This is a genomic window from Haemophilus parainfluenzae (assembly GCF_900638025.1).
GTDB lineage: Bacteria > Pseudomonadota > Gammaproteobacteria > Enterobacterales > Pasteurellaceae > Haemophilus_D > Haemophilus_D parainfluenzae_J.
Genome location: NZ_LR134481.1, coordinates 113,991 through 130,282, shown reverse-complemented (window position 1 = coordinate 130,282; position 16,292 = coordinate 113,991). Strand labels below are relative to the sequence as shown.

Genomic DNA, 16,292 nt, shown 5'->3' with positions numbered 1-16,292 from the left:
AAATTTCTCCTAATAGCAATTTTGTGTTGGTATCCCATTTTTACGATTTAGTTCCATTGCAGCTTCACAAGCAGAACGTGATTGTTTTCCTGCGCAATTTTGATTAAACCAATTTATCATTTGTGAATGTTGAGCTATTTTTTGGTTATAAGCATTTACTGATGCACTCGAATATTGATCAACATAAGTATTTTGAAGTGAATCACCTAACCATTTTGATTGGTTATAGATTTCAACACATTTCTCCATTTGTTCATCACTAATAACCGGAACATGCCCCCTCGTAGAAGATGTTGGTGGGGCAACATAATATTGATTAGCCATTGTATTAATGGAAATTAAACCGATTGAAAGTAGTATTAATTTTTTAGTAACCATATAGATTATTCCTGTTCTTTGTCAGGGAAAATAAATGAAGCAATAACTCCTATTAGCAAAACACCTAATACAATATAAAGACTTACGTTTGCTGGAATATGAATACCTGTATCAAATACCGCATGATTCCAAGATTGAATTCCCATTTTGATACCAATAAAGAACAATAAGGCAATGACAGCTTTTTCGAGGTGAACAAGATATTTTGTGAGTGCAGCAAGAATAAAATAGAGACTACGCAAGCCAAGAATGGCGAAAATCATTGCGGCATAAACCAATAAAGGTTCTTGAGTTACGGCAATCACGGCGGGTACTGAGTCAAAGGCAAATGCTACATCAGATGTTTCAATTGCCATTAAACATAAAAATGCAGGTGTTGCGTAACGCAAACCTTGACGAGTGACGGAAACTATTTGATCTGCATTTAATTCGTGATGTTTTACAAAGAATTTTTCTTGCACTAGTTTTGGGAAAACAGGCATCATTTTCCCTACTAAACGAACACTCCAGTGATGAGTATAGTCTTCGATTTCTTCTTCACTATCATCTCCGCCTCGTAACATTTTCGAACCACTCCAAAGTACAAAAGCAGCAAAGATAAATCCAACCCAAGGACTTGCGGCAAATAATCCTGTTCCAATCAAAACGAAAATAGCTCTGAAAATTAATGCGCCTAAAATACCCCAATAAAGAATTCGATGTTGAAGATGATCTTTGATGCCAAAAGATGCAAAGATCGCAACAAATACCATCAAGTTATCAATGGATAAACTCTTTTCAAGTACATAACCGGAAAGATAGAGATCTGCCCATTCTGGCTCAAAACGGAAATAAAGATAAACGTAGAACGCCAATGCTAATGAAATCCAAAAGATTGACCAAAGTGCGGCATTTTTTACTGTAATTTCTTTACTTTGACGGTGAGATATTAAATCCACATAAACAGAAAATAAGATGGCTGAAAAGAAGACAATAAGAACTTCTAAAGGAAAACCAAAATGATGCATAGATGAAACCTAAAATGAAAAGCTATAAACCAATATAGTTTATATAAAAACCAGAATGGTTTACAAGATCTTTTTAGATTTAGTCATAATTATTTTCATTATGCAAATATTAAGTGAAAAAGAAAAATTTAGTGCACGTTTAAAATTAGCTCTTTCAGCAATGGCTATGCAGAATTTGAAGACAAGTGAAATAGCAACTAAATTTAATTTACAGCACCCAAATGAGTCAGTTACTCAACAAGCTGTCCATAAATGGCTTAATGGTTTGGCTATACCATCAATGGATAAAATTGAAACCTTATCTAAGTGGTTATCAGTTAAACCAGAATGGTTGCGTTACGGTGTGGGTGATAATGAAAAAATGACAATGTTAGATGAAGTTTTGTTGAAGATGATTGTTGGACTATCGGAACAGCAAAAATCAGCACTAATTGCTTTTATTAGTTCTTTTCAAAATAAACTCTAATCAAAATTATACACAATGAGTGCGGCAAAAAATTATATGGATTTTTTACCGCACTTTATTTTCGTTAAGGACAAGGCTTACTCACCATAATTTCGATAACCTGTCTGTCTATATGTTGCATACTTTTTGATGCAATAGCGCAGAGGTTATCAATGGTTCGCTCAAGATTGTGTTCGACAATGCCTTCATTACCCGTAACATGGGTTTCATCCATGGCCATGAGAACTGATTTATAGCCAGATGCTACGCTGGTGGACACTTTCATTGCACAGCTATTGGATGCGCCATCGCAGATGATTCCGCTAATATCACCGATCATGCTGCAAATCCCCATGCACACGGTTTCGAATTTACCCGTAAGCAAATAGGCAATGCCTGCACAGCTCCCCATAGAGGCAGTGGTTACCGCACAAAGGGCGGATAGTTTTGGCAATTTACTATGAATATAAATGGCCATTAAGTGAGATAAGAAAAGTGCGCGTATTCGTTTTTTCTCACTCACCTTGAGATAATCTGCAACAACGACAACAGGCATCGTTGCCGCGATCCCTTGATTGCCCGAGCCCGAATTGCTCATCGCAGGCAAAGTTGCTCCGCCCATTCTTGCATCTGATGCGGCTGTGGTTTCAATCATAATTTTGCTTAGCAAATCATCAGAAATTAAACCGCTACCCACTTGTTTTCTCAACGTGCGACCAATATGCAAACCATAATTTTCTCGCAAACCTTCATCTGAGAGCGCACGATTAAGCTTTGCAGCTTGACTAATAAAACGAATTTTTTCTAATTCAACAGCATTGGAAAACTCAAAAATCTCGCGAGCACTAATTTGTTTAAAAACTTCATAGGGATCGCAATCAGCACATTCATCGTGTTCTTTCTCAAAAACAACTTCGCCATTTTTTTCAATTAAAATGATGTTTGTGTGTTGATCCTGAATGGCTACTTTCACTCGGTCATTATCGGCAAATAACACGGCTTCTGAATATAAGATATGATCGGTTTGATGAATATCCACATTAACAAGTTTTTTATCAAGCATTGCCTTGGCTTGGGATACTTGCTCTGGTGTGATGTGTTTTAATACTTCTAATTCACCCTTAGGATCACCGCCTAAAGCACCAATCGCCGCCGCAATAGGTAAGCCCACCATGCCCGTTCCTGGTACAGCAACGCCCAATCCATTTTTCATCAAGTTTGGTGATACTTTAGCTTCAATACGTTCAGGTGTTTTGCCTAAAAATTTAGCCGCCGTTGCTGCTGCAAGCGCTAAAGAGATAGGCTCAGTACAGCCAAGTGCAGGAACCACATCGCGTTCCACAAGGTGAAGTAATGGTTTTTCGATTTCGTTGAGTCTTTCTTGATTCATAAAATTCTTTTTAAGTCTGTTAAATGCTGTCTTCTTTCTCTATGACTAATATGCGCGCTTCACCTTGTGGATGCGCAACATGTTCGGTACCGATACCCGCATAAAAAATATCACCCGTATGGAGCAATACGGCTTTCTCTTGACCCTCTTCTTTGTAGCGCATTTCCACCGTCCCATCCATGACCGCAAAGACCTCTTCACCGTCATTGATATGCCATTTGTAAGGTTTGTCTGTCCAGTGAAGACGAACGGAAATGCCATTCATATTGGTAATATCAAGGGATCCCCAAGCGCGTTCAGCCGTAAAGAGGTGACTTCTAATAACTTTATTCATGACTAAATTTGTTAGTGAGCCTCATCCCAGTTCGTACCTTGACCTACTTCTACAATCAGTGGCACCACTAAATCGGCTGCGCTTTCCATTTGTGTTTTGATGAGTTCGCTATAAAACGCGACTTTTTCTGACCGCACTTCAAACACCAATTCATCGTGTACCTGCATAATCATCGCAATATCGGGATCGTTTTGTAGTTTTTGATCCAATTGAATCATGGCACGTTTGATAATGTCTGCGGCGGTGCCTTGCATTGGTGCATTGATTGCGACACGCTCAGCAGCTTTACGGCGCATACCGTTAGAGGAGTTAATATCCGGCAGATATAAACGACGGCCGAATAGGGTTTCCACATAGCCTTGGGCTTTAGCTTTTTCACGAATATCGTGCATAAAGGTTTGTACGCCAGGATAGCGTTTGAAATACAAATCCATATAGCTTTGGGCATCCGCACGGCCAATACCGAGTTGACGCGATAATCCAAAGGCTGACATACCATAAATTAAACCGAAGTTAATCGCTTTAGCATTGCGGCGTTGTTCGGATGTCACTTCATCCAGTGCGATACCAAAGATTTCTGCTGCGGTAGAGCGGTGAATATCTTTGCCTTGGGTAAAGGCGTTAATTAAGCCCTGATCCTGAGATAGGTGCGCCATAATGCGCAGCTCGATTTGTGAATAGTCGGCAGCAACAACAGTAAAGCCTTCGCGTGCAATAAATGCCTGGCGAATACGGCGGCCTTCTTCATTACGAATCGGAATGTTTTGTAGATTCGGATCGCTTGATGAAAGACGACCGGTGGCTGTTACCGCTTGATGGTAGGAAGTATGCACTCGACCCGTTTGCGGATTCACCATTTGCGGCAATTTGTCAGTGTAGGTGGATTTTAGTTTGCTGAGACCACGGTGTTCTACCAACACTTTCGGTAATTCATGGCTAAATGCGAGTTCCTCCAATACTTCCTCGTTGGTGGATGGCGCGCCTTTTGGTGTTTTTTGAATAACCGGCAAACCTAATTTATCAAACAAAATTTCCTGTAATTGTTTGGTTGAGGCTAAATTAAATGGCTGCCCCGCCAAGACATAGGCTTGTTCTTCTAGTTCACTTAAACGGTTAGCGATTTCATTAGATTGTAGGAATAGTGCGTCGCTATCAATTAAGACACCGCGACGCTCCATACGGGAAAGTACGCCTAACAATGGCAATTCCATTTCTTTAAAGAGTTTTTCAAGCGTGGGTTCTTTAGAAAGTTTTTCCCATAGCACTTGTTGCAGCTTCATTGTTACATCAGCATCTTCCGCCGCATACTCGGCGGCTTGTTCTAATGGAATTTGGTTAAAGGTCAGCTGATTTTTACCTTTGCCTGCAATTTCTTCAAAACTGATGGTTTGGTGTCCTAAATAACGTTTCGCCAGATCGTCCATATTGTGGCGACCAGTGCTGTTGAGGACATAGGACTCCAACATGGTATCGAAAGCTACACCTTGCACATCAATGCCATTACGGGCGAAAATAGTGAGATCGTACTTGAAGTTTTGCCCGACTTTTTGAATGGCTGGATTTTCTAAAATCGGTTTTAACAGCGAAAGTGCGGTTGTTTTTTCAAGGGTTTTTGGTGCACCTAAATAATCTAATTGCAGCGGTAAGTAAGCTGCTTCACCGTTTTCTAACGCAAAGGAAATGCCCACTAAGTTGGCAGCCATATAATCTAAATTATCGGTTTCTGTATCTAAGGCAAAAAGTTTGGCTTGTTTGAGTTTGTCCACCCAATGATTTAAATCCGCTTCAGTGAGTAAGGTTTCATAACGGCTGCGATCAATTTGAATTGCCGGCAATGCTTCCTCGCTATTGTCTTGAGCGAGTGCAGGCGTAGCTTGATAGTGATTAATCTTGGTCGGTTGTTCGTGATTATTGGTGATTGAATCAGCCCCATTCATCACTTCATTGAGCCAACGTTTAAATTCATAACAGCCGAAATATTCAGTGAGTTGATCGTTATTACTTGCACCAAGAGTGAGTTGTTCTGGGGTGATATCAAGGGCAACATCGGTTTTGATGGTGGCAAGACGATAGGATAAATCAGCCATTTCTTTTTCCGCCAATAATTTATCTCCTAATTTTTTTGCCCCACGAATTGGCAATTCAGACACTTTGTCTAAGTTGTCATAAATTTCTGCCATGCTGCCGATACCCTGCAAGAGGCCAAGTGCGGTTTTTTCACCCACACCTGCTACGCCTGGAATATTATCGGCGCTATCGCCCATTAGTGCTAAGTAATCGATGATGAGTTCTGGCGGAATACCGTATTTTTCAATCACGGCCTCGCGATCTAATAAGGTATTATTCATGGTGTTGATCAGCATAATGTTGTCATCCACTAGCTGCGCCATGTCTTTATCGCCAGTGCTGATCAAGACTTTTTGATTAGCTTTAGAAGCCGCTACCGCTAAAGTACCAATGACATCGTCAGCCTCCACGCCTTCAATAACTAAAAGAGGAATGCCAAGGGCGTGGATAATATCGTGTAACGGCTGAATTTGTTTGCGCAGATCGTCAGGCATTGGTGGACGATGAGATTTATATTGTTCAAACATTTCATCACGGAAAGTTTTGCCTTTCGCATCAAAGACCACCGCAATATGGCTTGGTTGCACTTGCGAAATCAGGCTTTTAAGCATGTTTAATACACCGTACATGGCGCCAGTCGGTTCACCGGCAGAATTGGTAAGTGGCGGAAAAGCATGAAAAGCACGATATAAATAAGATGAACCGTCCACTAGGACTAATGGATTAGGAGCGATAGTTGGCATAAATATTCCGTTCAAAAATAATGAAAAGTGCCGCATTATAGCCTAAATTGGGAAATGGGGCGAACATATAAAGTACGGTTAATTAAATGTAAAAAGTATGACGAAGGCATTTGGCTATGGCATAATAGGTATACTTAAATATTCAACATAAGGGAATAGCATGTCATTAAAACTGGTTGAAGTTGTTGTATTAGGGCAAGTGTTGCGCTTGAATGTCCCTGCAGAACAAGAGGAGATTTTGCGTCAGGCTGCGCGTAGTTTAGATCTCCAAGTATCTGAAATGAAAGAGCGTACAGGTTTATTGCAATTAGACCGTGTGCTTTCTATTGTTGCCTTAAATTTAAGTTTCGAATTAACCCAAGAAAAAAACAAAAATGCCCAGATTGAAAACGTGTTATGTACGCGAATTCAGCAGTTAGATCATTCTTTAGAGAATGCATTAGGTGGGCGTTTCATCATAGATTAAATAAAAAAAGAACCACATGTTGAAAGTGCGGTTCTTTTTTTATGTGTTTTTAATCAGGTGTGTAATAGAGTTTACCAATTTCAATTTTTTGTCGCCCTGTTTCTTCACGCCATTTATTGCTATCTCGTAAAGAATAAACACAGCCACAATATTCTTGCTGATAAAAACGTTCACGCTTACTGATTTCGATCATGCGCTGCGATCCGCCAGCTTTACGCCAGTTGTAATCCCAATAAATTACATCATCATATTTTTCAGCTGCACGGTGACCGCAACCGTTGATTTGATCCATGTCTTTCCAGCGAGAAATACCAAGACAGCTGGTAAATACAGGGAAACCATGCTCATGAGCATATTCGGCGGCTTTTTCAAAACGCATATCAAAGCACATGGTGCAACGGATGCCACGTTCTGGCTCCCATTCCATACCTTTTGCGCGATCAAACCATTGTTGGCGATCGTAGTCTGCATCAATAAACGGAATCCCAAATTTTTGGGCAAAGCGGATGTTTTCTTCTTTACGAATTAGATATTCTTTTAAGGGATGAATATTCGGGTTGTAAAAATAAATTGTAAATTCAATACCTGAGGCCAAAATAGCTTCCATCACTTCACCTGAGCAAGGCGCACAGCAAGAGTGGAGAAGTAACTTATTATGTCCTTCAGGTAATTCAAGTTTTTCGCGAATAAAAGGCGCATTAGGATCCTTACGCACTTTTTGTTTGCGTGTTTTTTGAAATTTAGGTTGAGAATCGGCCGCACTTTGCGGTTGAATTTGTTCTTCAGTCATATTAATAAGTTCGGTCTACCGATAAATAAGCCAGTGAAATTAAGGCTTTTTTGTATTCGCTTTCAGGTAATAAAGCAATGGCATCAACGGCTTTTTTGGCTTCTTGTTTCGCACGATCCATCGCATAATCAAGGGATTTATGTTCAGCCATAATCGTAAGCACGTCATCGATTGCATCACGTTTTCCGCCTTGTTCAATGGCTTCACGAATAAGTGCGGCTTGTTGTGGATTACCATGACGCATTGCGTGTAATAAAGGAAGAGTCGGTTTACCTTCGGCGAGGTCGTCACCCACATTTTTGCCTAATGCGGCAGCGTTTGCGCTGTAATCTAACACATCATCTACTAATTGGAATGCGGTGCCAAGATAGCGACCATATTCTTGAAATGCACTTTCAATTGATTTTTCAGCTCCCGCAACAATCGCCACAGATTGTGCCGCCACTTCAAATAAACGTGCTGTTTTACTATAAATCACACGCATATAGCTTTCTTCCGTGGTATCGGGATCATTCACATTCATCAATTGTTGAACTTCACCTTCTGCCAAAACGTTGGTGGCGTCAGCCATAATTCGAAGAATATCTAGCGATTGTAGCTGTGCCACTAACTGGAATGCACGGGTATAAATGAAGTCGCCTACTAATACGCTAGCCGCATTACCAAAGGCAGAGTTTGCTGTTGCGCGGCCGCGACGCATATCCGATTCATCAACCACATCATCATGTAATAAAGAAGCGGTATGAATAAATTCTACAAAAGTCGCACAAGTTGCCACTTTATCGCTTTCGTAGCCTAATGCACGAGCCGTTAAAACCGCAATAAGTGGTCGAATACGTTTTCCGCCACCTTGTACAATATAAAAACCAAGCTGATTAACCATCGGCACATCGGAGTTAATTTGTGCTAGAATAGCTCGGTCTACTTTCTGCATATCCGCATCAGTTAATGCTTGGATTGCATGCATATCCATTAAATCTTGTTTGTTCATCTTCATTTGGTTCGATGGTTGTATATGAAAAAGGAAAGTTTGGTGAATTTTACCTGATTTTTCAGGGTTTCTGAAATTAAACTCGAGGGAAAGTGCTTTTTTTTATTTTATTGCAAATAAGTGCTTGCGATCGAGCGGTTTTTTCCGTAGAATTTGCGACCTATTTATATGAATTGTGAAGTGCTAACCGAAAATAAAAGGATAAGCATAATTATAGCGGAGTATTTATGTACGCAGTTTTCCAAAGTGGCGGTAAACAACACCGTGTGAGCGAAGGTCAAGTCGTTCGTTTAGAAAAACTTGAACTTGCAACTGGCGCAACAGTTGAGTTCGACTCAGTGTTGATGGTCGTTAATGGTGAAGATGTTAAAATTGGTGCACCAGTAGTAGCTGGCGCAAAAGTAGTGGCTGAAGTTATGGCACAAGGTCGTGGCGATAAAGTTAAAATCGTTAAGTTCCGTCGTCGTAAACACAGCCGTAAGCAACAAGGTCATCGTCAGTGGTTCACAGAAGTGAAAATCACTGGGATTCAAGCATAATTTCAGAGGAGATCAAGTAGATGGCAACTAAAAAAGCTGGTGGTTCAACTCGTAACGGTCGTGATTCTGAAGCTAAACGCCTTGGTGTTAAACGTTTCGGTGGCGAATCTGTATTAGCAGGTAGCATCATTGTACGTCAACGTGGTACTAAATTCCACGCAGGTAACAACGTAGGTATGGGTCGTGACCACACCTTATTTGCTACCGCTGACGGTAAAGTAAAATTTGAAGTGAAAGGCGAGAAAAGCCGTAAATACGTAAGTATTGTAACTGAATAATTTTACATCTGATTTGATAAACGCCCCGCATTGTCTGTGGGGCGTTTTCTTTGTTTTCTTACCTGTGATTTACAATCATTAATCAAATCTGTTATCTTGGCACTGTCATTCATTCTCTTCAATATTTTTGAGAATGAAATCTATCTGAATTCCTAACTGTGCTTTAGCCAAATAAAGGAAGACATCATGAAACAACAACCTCTTTTAGGATTTCTATTTGCTTTAATTACAGCGATGGCATGGGGATCTTTACCTATTGCGTTAAAACAGGTTTTATCCGTGATGACGCCACAAACGATCGTATGGTATCGCTTTATTGTGGCATTTTTAGCGCTCTTTATTTTGCTTGCCTATAAGAAAAAATTGCCACAATTTTTGAAAGGTGGTCAATTTATTTGGTTGGTAGTAATTGGTGTCATAGGGTTGTCTGGTAACTTCTTCTTATTTAATAGCTCACTTAAGTTTATCGATCCTTCTTCGGCTCAAATTTTTATTCACTTTTCCTCTTTTGGCATGTTGATTTGTGGTCTTTTTGTCTTTAAAGAAAAGCTCGGATTACACCAAAAAATAGGTTTAGTCTTATTACTTGTAGGATTAGTGCTTTTCTTCAATGATAAGCTAGATGGGTTTCAAGGGGAAAGCCGCTATTTAACGGGCGTATTATTAAGTCTGGCAGGCTCGTTAATTTGGGTTGCTTATGGTATGGCGCAAAAGCTCATGCTTCGTCGTTTTAGTTCACCACAGATTTTATTAATGATTTATTTCGGTTGTCTTTTGGTATTTACGCCTATTGCTGAATTTTCCCAAGTGAGAGAGCTCAGCCCGTTAGCATTTGGTTGTTTAGCTTATTGTTGCTTAAATACCCTATTTGGTTATGGTGCCTATGCCGAAGCCCTTAATCGTTGGGAAGTTTCTAAAGTGAGCGTTGTGATAACCTTAGTGCCGTTATTTACCATTTTCTTTGCTCATCTTGCACATTATGCGAACCCTGAGAATTTTGCCGCGCCAGAATTAAATATGATTAGCTATATCGGGGCGTTTGTTGTAGTATGCGGAGCAATTTTGTCGGCAATAGGACATAAGTTATTACCGCAATCAAAGTAAAGTGCGGTTAAATATTGGAGAGTTTTTATGAAATTTATTGATGAAGCCCTGATTCGTGTGGAAGCAGGGGATGGTGGAAACGGTTGTGTCAGTTTCCGCCGTGAAAAATTTATCCCCAAAGGTGGCCCGGATGGGGGAGATGGCGGTGATGGAGGTGATGTCTATTTGGTTGCAGACGAAAACTTAAATACCTTGATCGATTATCGCTTTACTAAACGTTTTGCTGCAGAACGCGGTGAGAATGGTCATAGTTCAGATTGTACCGGTCGTCGCGGTAAAGATATTACGTTACGTGTGCCGGTGGGAACGCGTGCAATTGATAATGACACTAAAGAAGTACTTGGCGATTTAACAAAGCATGGCGCCAAAATGTTAGTGGCGAAAGGTGGTTATCATGGTTTAGGTAATACACGTTTCAAATCTTCAGTGAACCGTGCGCCTCGCCAAAAAACCATGGGGACACCAGGTGAAAAACGCGATTTATTATTAGAATTAATGCTTCTTGCGGACGTCGGGATGTTAGGTTTACCGAATGCGGGTAAATCCACCTTTATTCGCGCCGTTTCAGCTGCAAAACCAAAAGTTGCTGATTATCCATTTACCACTTTAGTGCCAAGTTTAGGCGTAGTGAAAGTGGATGAGAGTCATAGCTTTGTAGTAGCAGATATTCCTGGATTGATTGAAGGTGCATCGGATGGTGCGGGTTTGGGAATTCGTTTCTTAAAGCACTTAGAACGTTGTCGTGTGTTAATTCATTTGGTAGATATTAACCCAATTGATGAATCTGATCCTGCAGATAATATTGCGATCATCGAGTCAGAATTATTCCAATATAGCGAAAAATTGGCAGATAAACCGCGTTGGTTAGTCTTCAACAAAATTGATACGATGACTGAAGAAGAGGCTCATGAACGAGCACAAGCGATTACCGAACGTCTTGGCTGGGAAGAAGGGTATCACCTTATTTCTGCCGCAACCGGTAAAAATGTACCGCCACTTTGTCGTGATATTATGGATTTCATTGAAGCAAATCCACGTGATGCGGAAGTAAAAGAAAATAAACCGGAAGAAGTGAAATTCAAATGGGAAGATTACCATCAAGAACAGCTTGCTGAACATCAATTTGATGATGAAGATGACGATTGGGATGATTGGGACGAAGAAGATGAAGAAGGCGTTGAGTTTATTTATAAACCTTAATGCCTAAATGAAAAAAAGAGCGGAAATTTGACCGCTCTTTTTTTATTGGGGTTAACCTTTCTTTTTTCCACCTTGACGCGCTTTAAAGCGAGGGTTGGTTTTCGAAATAACATAGACGACACCGTGGCGACGAACAATTTTGCAGCCTGGACGGTTTTTAGCACTTTTGAGTGAAGATAATACTTTCATTGAATATTCCTATTTAGATTTAAATGCACCAAATTTACCATAGCGGTTTGCAAATTCACTTGCACGACCTTCGTTACCAATTTGACGAGTTTTACCAGTATAAAATGGGTGAGATGCAGATGAGGTATCACACATAAATACAGGGTATTCGTTACCATCTTCCCATTTCATGGTGTTGTTGGTTTTAGCGCAAGAACGGATGAGAAAGCCTTGTTTCGCATTGGAATCGTAAAATAAAACGGTACGATAATTTTCAGGGTGAATGCCTTTTTTCATTAGAACTCCTTATATGACGGAAATAATTGGGCGAAGATACTAATTCAAAAGCAAATGATTATCAATGTACTTTTATTCATGACGATGAGAATTTTTTTCATATTGAGAAAAAGAAAAATACCTTTCGGTTGAAAGGCATTTTTTCGTTTGGAGGGAGAGTTATCCTCGATGCGCATTTTTCATAATACGCTCTTTCGCCACCTTCCATTCACGTTCTTTAATATCATCACGTTTATCATGTTGTTTTTTACCTTTCGCAAGACCAATTTTGATCTTTGCCCAAGCACCTTTCCAATAAAGAGAAAGGGCAACAATGGTAAAACCATCACGGCTTGATTTGCCGAAAAGGTTATCCAATTCACGTTTATTCAATAAAAGCTTACGTGTACGCGTCGGATCGCAAACCACGTGGGTAGAGGCTAAGCTCAATGGTTGAATGGTCGCACCAAATAAATAAGCTTCACCATTTTTAAAAATGATATAGCTGTCGCTGATATTGGCTTTACCTGCGCGCATTGATTTTACTTCCCAACCTTGTAATTCAAGGCCGGCTTCAATTTCATCTTCAATAAAATATTCGTGTCGAGCTCGTTTATTTAACGCAATGGTGTTGGAGCCGACTTTGACTTTTTTCTTGGTCATTGTTATCCGTTGTTTATTAATCGTAAATTGGCGTTGATTTTACCGAATCTCGCCGTGGATAGCAAAAAACAAAAGGCTGATTTGATCCAGCCTTTTATTACTTAAGGCTAGATCATTCCTCTAATTCACCACAGAAACGATAGCCTTCACCATGTACCGTCGCAATAATTTCAGGCGTATTAGGGTGATCTTGAAAGTGTTTTCGAATACGACGAATTGTTACATCCACTGTGCGATCTTGTGGTTTTAATTCTCGCCCCGTCATTTTTAATAATAATTCTTCACGAGTTTGTAATTTACCTGGGTTTTCGCAGAAATGTAACATAGCACGAAATTCACTACGGGGGAGCTTAAACTCGACGCCTTCAGGTGTAATTAAATTATGGCTATTTAAATCCAGAATCCACCCATTAAAGCGATAATTTTCACGTTGTAAATGGGGTTCTTTACCATTTAATACCATGGAGCGATGCAATAAATTTCGTGCACGAATAGTGAGCTCTCTTGGGTTAAATGGTTTAGTGAGATAATCATCCGCTCCAATTTCTAGGCCTAAAATTTTATCGACTTCGTTATCTCGCCCTGTGAGAAAAATTAACGGAATTGCAGCTTTCTCACGTAATTCGCGACCCAGTAATAAACCATTTTTACCGGGTAAATTAATATCTAATACGATGAGATTGACTATTTCTGAGTTTAACTGGTGATACATTTCCGCACCATCTTGTGCTTGTAATACTTCATAGCCTTCAGCTTCAAAAATTCCTTTTAACGTATTACGGGTTACCGCTTCATCTTCCACGATGAGAATTTTTGGGGTAGCCATTCGTCTCTCCTTGTTATACTTTGTTCTGGGTGTATTTTATAATTGTAACATTGCTGCAACAACAGAAAAGTGTGACGATTTTTTTAAATTACATTTAATTTTATGATCTGAGTCATAAATTATTAACATTCTTTTTATCTATGCTAGAATTTTAATAGGAACAACAAATGGAACTTTATGATGAAGCGAATTCTTCTTTTTTTATTTTTTATTTTTACCACACTTTCCACTCAAGCTAGTCTTTTTGATAAGAAAACGGCTTTTTTACCTATTGATGAAGCTTTTCAATTTTCAGCTGCGAAAAGTGAGAATCAAGAAAATGTGATCGTCAATTGGTCGATTGCAGAAGGGTATTATCTCTATCAAGAGAAAATTTCCGTCAAGCTCAATCAAGAAGAAAATGCATCATTTGATGCACCGACATTTTCTATTTCCCCCGAGGATTATAACGATCCTTATTTTGGCTTGATGAAAATTTTCAAAAAGCCCGTGCAAGCTATTTTTAAAGCGAGTCAGTCGCCATTAAAAGCAGAAGATGTGGTTGAGATTGCTTACCAAGGCTGTACTGAGGGCTTTTGTTATCCGCCTGAAGTGAAAGAAATTAAAGTGGCAGATTTGCCTATTGCACAGGTCGCTAATACTGAAAAAATATCGGAAAATTCGACCGCACTTTCAGCACAACCCAAAGCAGAACAAGACCGTTTAGCGGAAAGCTTATTTAATAGCAAATATGCCGTATTTGGTTTTTTCTTATTAGGCTTAGGATTGGCCTTTACCCCTTGTGTATTGCCAATGCTACCACTGCTTTCAGCGATTGTGATTGGCCAAAATCAGCGACCTAATATGTGGCGTGCTTTTGCATTAAGCTTTGTGTATGTGCAGGGGATGGCGCTGACTTATACCTTGCTAGGCTTGATTGTCGCCGCAATTGGTTTACCGTTCCAAGTGGCTTTACAACATCCTTATGTGATGATTGGTTTATCAATCATCTTTGTCTTGTTAGCCTTGTCGATGTTCGGTGTATTTACCTTACAGCTTCCAAGCTCCTTACAAACAAAACTGTCTTTACTTAGCCAACAGCAAAAAGCTGGCGCTTTGGGTGGCGTGTTCTTAATGGGCATGATTGCGGGACTTGTAGCTTCACCTTGCACATCAGCACCACTTTCTGGCGCGTTGCTTTATGTGGCGCAGAGTGGGGATTTGTTTACAGGTGCGATCACGCTTTATTTGCTCGCGTTGGGTATGGGCGTACCGCTGATTTTAATCACTTTATTTGGGAATAAAATCCTGCCTAAATCAGGTATGTGGATGGAAACCGTCAAAAAGCTCTTTGGCTTTGTGATGCTCGCATTACCGGTATTCTTAATTTCTCGTATTTTACCAGATGAATGGACACCAAGATTATGGGCGATGCTCGGTACAGCATTTTTCATTTGGTTTGCATTCCAAATGCCGAAAAATGGTACAGGCTGGGTATTCCGAATTCTCTTTTTAGTCGCGGCAATGATTAGTGTTAAACCACTTCAATCTTGGGTGTGGGGTGAAAGCCAAGCACCAAGTGCGGTCGAAAATAAGGCGGTTTCTCATGTTGAATTTAAGAAAGTGAAAAGCGAAGCTGAATTACAACAAGCACTTGCTGAAAATAACAAACCACTTGTGATGCTCGATCTTTATGCGGATTGGTGTGTGGCGTGTAAAGAGTTTGAAAAAGAAACATTTAGTGATCCAAGTGTACAAAAAGCCTTTGGTGACATGCTGCTTCTTCAAGTTGATATGACGAAAAACTCCGAAGAAAACCGCGCTTTAATGACAAAGTATAAAGTGCTAGGTTTACCGACGATTTTATTCTTTAATCGAGAAGGAAAAGAAATTGAAGGCAGTCGTGTTAACGGATTCATGCCGCCTGTTGAATTTTTACAATGGATTGAGAAAATCCGCAAAGCGTAAAATTATTTCCTAATAGTAAAAAGTCTTTTTCGATTAGAGGTATTGTTTAGCTTTAAGTTAATCATTAATATACGCCCTGTTCTGAAATCACTTTTTATTTTTTATTAGGAAAACTTTATGAAAAATTTAGAAAAATACTCTCCGTATGTTTTAGCTTTATTGCGTATCGTCGCTGCATATATGTTTATCTTACACGGCACAGCGAAATTCTGGGAATTCCCAGTTTCAATGACGGGCGGTAACGGCGCAGTGGGCGATCCAATGATGATTGTCGGCGGAGTAATTGAGATTGTCGGTTCAATCCTATTAATTTTAGGTTTATTTGTTCGCCCAGCGGCATTTATCCTTTCGGGTCAAATGGCTTATGCGTATTTCTTTATGCACGTTGCAGGTAAAGGGAATTTATTCTTCCCAATCGCGAACGGTGGTGAACTTGCTTTACTTTACTCTCTCGTGTTTTTCTATTTTGTGTTTGCTGGTGCTGGTGCATTTTCTTTAGATAACCGTAAACGCTAATCACATTATTCATACTGTTAGATTGCCCGCATTTTGCGGGCTTTTTTGTTTTCTAAATCTCCTAAATAAGCAGTCTAACCTTGAAGTGCGCTTACCAGGAAAATTTTTTCTATATAAACGCAAACGTTTGCGTTATAATTCCCCCCGCTTATTTTTAACCATTT

19 protein-coding genes are annotated in these 16,292 nt (G+C 39.8%); 8 read left to right on the top strand and 11 right to left on the bottom strand.

The genetic code is table 11. The features are described 5' to 3' along the window. Positions 1-9: 9 nt before the first annotated feature. Both EL215_RS00675 and EL215_RS00670 read right to left on the bottom strand, forming a co-directional pair. Complete coding sequence (locus EL215_RS00675; RefSeq protein ID WP_039851547.1) at positions 10-378, bottom strand: hypothetical protein; 369 nt, start codon at positions 376-378, stop codon at positions 10-12. A 5-nt stretch (positions 379-383) separates the two neighbouring features. Next, on the bottom strand, positions 384-1,385 hold the full coding sequence (locus EL215_RS00670) for a TerC/Alx family metal homeostasis membrane protein (RefSeq protein ID WP_049355472.1): 1,002 nt from the start codon (positions 1,383-1,385) through the stop codon (positions 384-386). A 100-nt stretch (positions 1,386-1,485) separates the two neighbouring features. On the opposite strand from EL215_RS00670, the gene EL215_RS00665 reads away from it, so the two are divergent. Then, positions 1,486-1,851, top strand: coding sequence for a transcriptional regulator (locus EL215_RS00665; RefSeq protein ID WP_049355479.1), 366 nt, complete (start codon positions 1,486-1,488; stop codon positions 1,849-1,851). Positions 1,852-1,915: 64 nt separating this feature from the next. Here the strand turns inward: EL215_RS00665 and EL215_RS00660 are convergent, their stop codons facing one another. Genes EL215_RS00660 through polA form a run of 3 tightly spaced genes read right to left on the bottom strand, consistent with a single transcriptional unit; the run spans position 1,916 to position 6,364 of the window. Beyond that, complete coding sequence (locus EL215_RS00660) at positions 1,916-3,220, bottom strand: L-cysteine desulfidase family protein (protein WP_126469537.1); 1,305 nt, start codon at positions 3,218-3,220, stop codon at positions 1,916-1,918. Positions 3,221-3,239: 19 nt separating this feature from the next. Next, positions 3,240-3,554 (bottom strand): cupin domain-containing protein, encoded by a 315-nt coding sequence (locus EL215_RS00655; RefSeq protein WP_054419865.1) that lies wholly within the window; start codon positions 3,552-3,554, stop codon positions 3,240-3,242. Between the two features lie 11 nt (positions 3,555-3,565). Further along, positions 3,566-6,364 carry a DNA polymerase I gene (polA, locus tag EL215_RS00650; RefSeq protein ID WP_126469535.1) on the bottom strand — a complete coding sequence of 933 codons (2,799 nt, stop codon included), beginning with the start codon at positions 6,362-6,364 and terminating at the stop codon, positions 3,566-3,568. Between the two features lie 160 nt (positions 6,365-6,524). Between polA and EL215_RS00645 the strand changes: the two genes are divergently transcribed. Further along, positions 6,525-6,830, top strand: a complete 306-nt coding sequence (locus EL215_RS00645; protein WP_126469533.1) for a cell division protein ZapA — start codon at positions 6,525-6,527, stop codon at positions 6,828-6,830. A 49-nt stretch (positions 6,831-6,879) separates the two neighbouring features. On the opposite strand, the gene EL215_RS00640 is transcribed toward EL215_RS00645, so the two are convergent. After that, complete coding sequence (locus tag EL215_RS00640) at positions 6,880-7,620, bottom strand: epoxyqueuosine reductase QueH (protein WP_164757042.1); 741 nt, start codon at positions 7,618-7,620, stop codon at positions 6,880-6,882. Position 7,621: 1 nt separating this feature from the next. Further along, positions 7,622-8,611, bottom strand: coding sequence for an octaprenyl diphosphate synthase (gene ispB / locus EL215_RS00635; RefSeq protein ID WP_126469531.1), 990 nt, complete (start codon positions 8,609-8,611; stop codon positions 7,622-7,624). Positions 8,612-8,838: 227 nt separating this feature from the next. Between ispB and rplU the strand changes: the two genes are divergently transcribed. The 4 genes from rplU (at position 8,839) to cgtA (ending at position 11,732) form a co-directional block, all read left to right on the top strand. Further along, entirely contained in the window at positions 8,839-9,150 is a 312-nt protein-coding gene (gene rplU, locus EL215_RS00630) for a 50S ribosomal protein L21 (protein WP_049355466.1), read from the top strand. A gap of 20 nt (positions 9,151-9,170) precedes the next feature. Beyond that, positions 9,171-9,428 carry a 50S ribosomal protein L27 gene (gene rpmA, locus EL215_RS00625; RefSeq protein ID WP_005539872.1) on the top strand — a complete coding sequence of 86 codons (258 nt, stop codon included), beginning with the start codon at positions 9,171-9,173 and terminating at the stop codon, positions 9,426-9,428. A 186-nt stretch (positions 9,429-9,614) separates the two neighbouring features. Further along, positions 9,615-10,532, top strand: coding sequence for a DMT family transporter (locus EL215_RS00620; RefSeq protein WP_049355465.1), 918 nt, complete (start codon positions 9,615-9,617; stop codon positions 10,530-10,532). Positions 10,533-10,559: 27 nt separating this feature from the next. Next, positions 10,560-11,732 (top strand): Obg family GTPase CgtA, encoded by a 1,173-nt coding sequence (cgtA, locus tag EL215_RS00615; RefSeq protein ID WP_049355464.1) that lies wholly within the window; start codon positions 10,560-10,562, stop codon positions 11,730-11,732. Between the two features lie 51 nt (positions 11,733-11,783). On the opposite strand, the gene ykgO is transcribed toward cgtA, so the two are convergent. From ykgO to arcA, 4 genes are all read right to left on the bottom strand, one after another. Beyond that, a complete protein-coding gene (ykgO, locus tag EL215_RS00610) occupies positions 11,784-11,921 on the bottom strand; it encodes a type B 50S ribosomal protein L36 (RefSeq protein WP_005695435.1) in 138 nt (45 codons plus the stop codon). A gap of 9 nt (positions 11,922-11,930) precedes the next feature. Next, positions 11,931-12,197, bottom strand: coding sequence for a type B 50S ribosomal protein L31 (locus EL215_RS00605; RefSeq protein ID WP_005695437.1), 267 nt, complete (start codon positions 12,195-12,197; stop codon positions 11,931-11,933). A 159-nt stretch (positions 12,198-12,356) separates the two neighbouring features. After that, a complete protein-coding gene (gene smpB / locus EL215_RS00600; RefSeq protein WP_049357636.1) occupies positions 12,357-12,839 on the bottom strand; it encodes an SsrA-binding protein SmpB in 483 nt (160 codons plus the stop codon). A gap of 112 nt (positions 12,840-12,951) precedes the next feature. Next, a complete protein-coding gene (gene arcA, locus EL215_RS00595; protein ID WP_049357638.1) occupies positions 12,952-13,665 on the bottom strand; it encodes a two-component system response regulator ArcA in 714 nt (237 codons plus the stop codon). A 180-nt stretch (positions 13,666-13,845) separates the two neighbouring features. On the opposite strand from arcA, the gene EL215_RS00590 reads away from it, so the two are divergent. Next, positions 13,846-15,612: a protein-disulfide reductase DsbD gene (locus tag EL215_RS00590; RefSeq protein ID WP_164757086.1), complete on the top strand. Its 1,767-nt coding sequence runs from the start codon at positions 13,846-13,848 to the stop codon at positions 15,610-15,612. Between the two features lie 117 nt (positions 15,613-15,729). Beyond that, positions 15,730-16,128, top strand: coding sequence for a DoxX family protein (locus EL215_RS00585; protein ID WP_126469527.1), 399 nt, complete (start codon positions 15,730-15,732; stop codon positions 16,126-16,128). The last annotated feature ends 164 nt before the right edge of the window (positions 16,129-16,292 follow it).

What these genes read in the sequence shown, in the direction of transcription:
- EL215_RS00675 (WP_039851547.1), bottom strand. Translation starts at nt 378, where the DNA reads ATGGTTACTAAAAAATTAATACTACTTTCAATCGGTTTAATTTCCATT.
- EL215_RS00670 (WP_049355472.1), bottom strand. Translation starts at nt 1,385, where the DNA reads ATGCATCATTTTGGTTTTCCTTTAGAAGTTCTTATTGTCTTCTTTTCA.
- EL215_RS00665 (WP_049355479.1), top strand. Translation starts at nt 1,486, where the DNA reads ATGCAAATATTAAGTGAAAAAGAAAAATTTAGTGCACGTTTAAAATTA.
- EL215_RS00660 (WP_126469537.1), bottom strand. Translation starts at nt 3,220, where the DNA reads ATGAATCAAGAAAGACTCAACGAAATCGAAAAACCATTACTTCACCTT.
- EL215_RS00655 (WP_054419865.1), bottom strand. Translation starts at nt 3,554, where the DNA reads ATGAATAAAGTTATTAGAAGTCACCTCTTTACGGCTGAACGCGCTTGG.
- polA (WP_126469535.1), bottom strand. Translation starts at nt 6,364, where the DNA reads ATGCCAACTATCGCTCCTAATCCATTAGTCCTAGTGGACGGTTCATCT.
- EL215_RS00645 (WP_126469533.1), top strand. Translation starts at nt 6,525, where the DNA reads ATGTCATTAAAACTGGTTGAAGTTGTTGTATTAGGGCAAGTGTTGCGC.
- EL215_RS00640 (WP_164757042.1), bottom strand. Translation starts at nt 7,620, where the DNA reads ATGACTGAAGAACAAATTCAACCGCAAAGTGCGGCCGATTCTCAACCT.
- ispB (WP_126469531.1), bottom strand. Translation starts at nt 8,611, where the DNA reads ATGAACAAACAAGATTTAATGGATATGCATGCAATCCAAGCATTAACT.
- rplU (WP_049355466.1), top strand. Translation starts at nt 8,839, where the DNA reads ATGTACGCAGTTTTCCAAAGTGGCGGTAAACAACACCGTGTGAGCGAA.
- rpmA (WP_005539872.1), top strand. Translation starts at nt 9,171, where the DNA reads ATGGCAACTAAAAAAGCTGGTGGTTCAACTCGTAACGGTCGTGATTCT.
- EL215_RS00620 (WP_049355465.1), top strand. Translation starts at nt 9,615, where the DNA reads ATGAAACAACAACCTCTTTTAGGATTTCTATTTGCTTTAATTACAGCG.
- cgtA (WP_049355464.1), top strand. Translation starts at nt 10,560, where the DNA reads ATGAAATTTATTGATGAAGCCCTGATTCGTGTGGAAGCAGGGGATGGT.
- ykgO (WP_005695435.1), bottom strand. Translation starts at nt 11,921, where the DNA reads ATGAAAGTATTATCTTCACTCAAAAGTGCTAAAAACCGTCCAGGCTGC.
- EL215_RS00605 (WP_005695437.1), bottom strand. Translation starts at nt 12,197, where the DNA reads ATGAAAAAAGGCATTCACCCTGAAAATTATCGTACCGTTTTATTTTAC.
- smpB (WP_049357636.1), bottom strand. Translation starts at nt 12,839, where the DNA reads ATGACCAAGAAAAAAGTCAAAGTCGGCTCCAACACCATTGCGTTAAAT.
- arcA (WP_049357638.1), bottom strand. Translation starts at nt 13,665, where the DNA reads ATGGCTACCCCAAAAATTCTCATCGTGGAAGATGAAGCGGTAACCCGT.
- EL215_RS00590 (WP_164757086.1), top strand. Translation starts at nt 13,846, where the DNA reads ATGAAGCGAATTCTTCTTTTTTTATTTTTTATTTTTACCACACTTTCC.
- EL215_RS00585 (WP_126469527.1), top strand. Translation starts at nt 15,730, where the DNA reads ATGAAAAATTTAGAAAAATACTCTCCGTATGTTTTAGCTTTATTGCGT.